This window comes from Mesorhizobium sp. CNPSo 4684, from assembly GCF_057784315.1.
This window is the reverse complement of sequence record NZ_JBWLUX010000078.1, coordinates 1-3,224: the sequence shown is the minus strand read 5'-3', so window position 1 is coordinate 3,224 and position 3,224 is coordinate 1. Positions and strand designations below refer to the sequence as shown.

At 57.8% G+C, this 3,224-nt stretch carries 3 protein-coding genes; all 3 read right to left on the bottom strand.

The window, feature by feature from the left end; all coding sequences use genetic code 11:
• Positions 1-382: 382 nt before the first annotated feature.
• Positions 383-1,798 (bottom strand): CapA family protein, encoded by a 1,416-nt coding sequence (locus AC04SG_RS32690; RefSeq protein WP_488554384.1) that lies wholly within the window; start codon positions 1,796-1,798, stop codon positions 383-385.
• A 61-nt stretch (positions 1,799-1,859) separates the two neighbouring features.
• Complete coding sequence (locus AC04SG_RS32685; RefSeq protein ID WP_488554383.1) at positions 1,860-2,888, bottom strand: ABC transporter ATP-binding protein; 1,029 nt, start codon at positions 2,886-2,888, stop codon at positions 1,860-1,862.
• Positions 2,885-3,224 (bottom strand): oligopeptide/dipeptide ABC transporter ATP-binding protein (locus tag AC04SG_RS32680; RefSeq protein WP_488554382.1); only part of this gene is annotated, 340 nt, incomplete at its 5' end. The genes AC04SG_RS32685 and AC04SG_RS32680, both read right to left, overlap by 4 nt.

Below are 3,224 nucleotides of genomic sequence, written 5' to 3'. Positions count from 1 at the left end.
ATCGCCCGCGACCGCCACAACGCGGCCGCCTCTGGTGGGTCCAATGCACCGCCATTTTAAGGCCGGTAAGCCCCTCGGGTCAATCACACGCATCTCCGTCGGCATCTCATCCTCGATCATTATGTTATTGCAATCAGCCCTGGCGTTGAGGACATAGGGCGTCGTTACTTCCTAGGCCTGCACGTCGGAGGCGAGTACTTCGGTTGCTATACAATAGGATGGCGGCTCCACTTTGGCGCCAATCAATTGAGATCGCTGAAACAAATGCGCCAGAAAACTAATTCGGGTGAAATGAAGCCTATTCTTCTGATGGGCAAACAAGGGCCAGTTCGAACGCGCGCTTCACCTCGCCGTTGTGTGTGCGGTCGGCTATTGCTTCAGGCTAGCTTTGTGGGATCGAGCTTGGCTGCAGGCGGATCGTCCCGACGCAGTTGTCGATCTCGATTGTAGTGCCGAATGGTTCAGAAAGTTCCTGAATTCTCCTGAGGATTGACTGCCCTTGCGGCGACGGTGCCAAGCGTGGCACACCGCGGTTGGCAAACCTGGCGGTCCGGCGGAGCTCAATTGGATAGAGCCGAATCTCGGCCAGCTGGTTTTCCTCGAAACGGCTCACGCTGACGACGCCTTCGTAGAACTCTGCGTCGCGAAGCGGAATAAATCCCTCTGCTGACGGATATCCCACCGCCATTTCGTGAGCGCTTACCTCAGCATCCGTGTGAATTCGAGGATCCTTTTCGTGCGCGTCGAACATGTCGGCACCCACTGGGGACCTTAGGTCCTGATTGAAGAAATTACCGAGGGCATAGAAAATTGGTCGCCCCTTGTAGATTTCGATACCTCTGACGTGATGGGGGCCATGATTTATATATGCGTCCGCTCCTGCGTCGATCAGCTTGCGCGCAAATGCTTGTTCGAAGTCAGCCGGTTCTCGGCTGAACTCGCCCGGCTCGTGCCCGTGGTTCGTGGCTATGCAGAAGTCGCTGAACTGCTTACCTTGGCGCACGTTGCGTAGAATATTTTCGACATCCCGCGCATTTGGTTCAAAGCTGTAGCCAGGCTTTTCCCCTGCTTTGAATACCACCTCTCCAAATGGCCATTGAATGGCCACATGCGAAGCCTCTTTGGGCGGAGGAGTATACCATGGAAGCGCTTCTCTTACGCGCCTCAGGTTCTCAAGCATTTCTGGTGAGACCACAATACTTCTCGCCAAACGAAGGGGATTAAGGCCTGGTCTGCCCGGAGCCTCGCCTGCAGGCGCGCAAGCACGCGCCATAGGCTCGAACGTAGCCGCAAAGGAGACTAGCGCCACTCTACCACGTGGTGTCTCAAGGTACCGGGCGGCACCGGCCTGAGCCAGATTGTCGCCAGCTCCTGCATGGACAATCCCGTTCATATTTAGAGCGCGGCTTGTTTCACGCATGCCTTCTACACCCCAGTCGAGTGTATGATTATTCGCACGACTGACCATATTGAAGCCCATTTCGCGCAGATCAGGTCCCACTTCCCGAACACTGATCAAATAAGCACCGCCATACTCGGCTTGCGGGCACCCCTTCGAATCAATCTCTAAGATGTTGGTCTCCAGATTACCAAAAACGACGTCTTTGCCCTCGAAAATATTCAAGACTTCGTCCAAACCCGGATAATTGCCATTTTTTACAGGGCGCCCATAAAGAAGATCGCCGACCGCTGCCATTGTGAAACCATCAGCAACACTTGTCGCAACCGAGCCAACCTCGTCAAAGCGGTCGTCGTGATCAGTCGGAAAGGTGTCGTTATGAGGTCCATTATGTTCCATGTGATTCCCATTTTCGCGAGTACAGAGCGTCTTCTCTATCCAAAGATCGAGCTTTATGATTTTACACAGGCGCGGTTTGATCGCCTGCAATTACATTCGACAGACTCAAGAGATCGGCAGCAGGAGCTCGCACGTGGCAGGCGACCACGCGCCCGTCGGCCATCGGCACAAGAGGAGGCACTTCGATGCAGCAACGCTCGATAGCAAGGGGGCAGCGCGGATGGAATGCGCAGCCTTTCGGGGGATTGACCGGACTTGGTACTTCGCCCTGGACCGGCGCCTCCAGCCGAACGCGCGTCGGATCCGGCACGGGTGCCGCCGCGATCAGCGCCTCGGTGTAGGGATGGACCGGTTTCGCGAAGAGCGCCTCACTCGGGGCGAGCTCCACGATCCGGCCCAGGTACATCACGGCAACGCGATGCGCTATGTGCTCCACGACGCCAAGATCGTGCGAGATGAAGACGAAGGCGATGCCCATCTGCTGCTGGAGATCCAGAAGCAGATTCAGGATTTGCGCCTGTACGGAGACGTCAAGGGCCGACACCGCTTCGTCGGCGATGATGAGAGAGGGGTTGAGCGATAGGGCGCGTGCAATGCCTAGGCGCTGGCGCTGACCGCCCGACAATTCGGACGGGAGCCTGTGCATCATCTCCGGCGACATTCCGACTTTTCGCAGAAGGTCCGCGGCAAGCGCCTGACGCTGCTTGCGACTGAGACGTTCAAAGTTCTCGACAGGTTCGGTGATAATTTGTCCGGCAGTAAGGCGCGGGTTCAGCGACGAGTACGGGTCCTGGAAGACCATCTGCATCCGCCTGCGCCAGGCGTGAAGCGCGTCCTTCTTGAGGCCCGCGATGTCGGTTCCGTCGATCAGCACGCGCCCGCTAGTCGGCTCGACGAGCCGCATCAAGAGCCGCGCCACGGTGGACTTGCCACAACCGGATTCGCCGACGATGCAGAGTGTCTCGCCCGCCTCGACGGTGAAGGATACATCCTCGACCGCCCGGATCACAGGAATGCTTTTCTTGAAGATTCCCGAGCCAAGCGGATAGTGCTTGGTCAGATTTTCGACTTTCAGCAGAGGATCGTTCATGCGCCAATTACCTCTTCGGCGCGCCAGCAAGCCGCGGCGTGGCTCGACCCGACATCTCGCAGGGCGGGCGTCTTGTCGCGGCAAATGTCGATCGCAAACGGGCAGCGAGGCGCAAAGCTGCAGCCGACAATGGGCTCGCGCAGGCTTGGGACAATGCCGGGAATTTCTGGAAGGCGCCGCTGACGCCCGCGCCGCGGATCAGGCACCGATCGCATGAGGCCCTGGGTGTAGGGATGCGCGGGACGCGCGAACAGATCTATCACGTTCGCTTGTTCTACGATCCGGCCAGCGTACATCACGATCACGCGTTGGCATGTCTCGGCGACAACCCCAAGG